The 345-nt window shown below is 66.7% G+C and carries 1 protein-coding gene; it reads right to left on the bottom strand.

Translation table 11 applies throughout. The annotated features are described in order from the left end of the window. The coding region (locus ACTJLF_RS34825; protein ID WP_440884934.1) for a hypothetical protein at window positions 1-345 on the bottom strand (345 nt) is incomplete at both ends.

Consider the following 345-nt stretch of genomic DNA (forward strand, 5'->3'; position numbering starts at 1 on the left):
TGCCCACGTGGGCCATGACGGCCTCGCCGTGCTTGCTGATGATGTCGCTGAGCACCCGTTCGCCAGTTGCCGCAATCACATGGTCGTAGCGCAGGCCGATGGTCATGCCGTCCTTGGCCTGCTGCGCGACGAGCCTGAAGTGAGGCTGCCTGCTGTCTACGTATTCGTAGATCTCGCGCCACTCGCTCTGCTCGCCTTCGGGCAGCGGTTTGCCGAAGTCCAGCGCCAGCAGGCTCTCGCTCAGACGCGAGACGCGGACTTCCTCGATCGGGTCGAAGTAGGCCTGGCCAACGGCCAGCACCGGGTAGGCGTGGCTGCGGCCGTCGGCGGCGTGGTGGACGAGGC

The organism is Variovorax sp. 22077, from assembly GCF_052044195.1.
GTDB lineage: Bacteria > Pseudomonadota > Gammaproteobacteria > Burkholderiales > Burkholderiaceae_C > Variovorax > Variovorax atrisoli.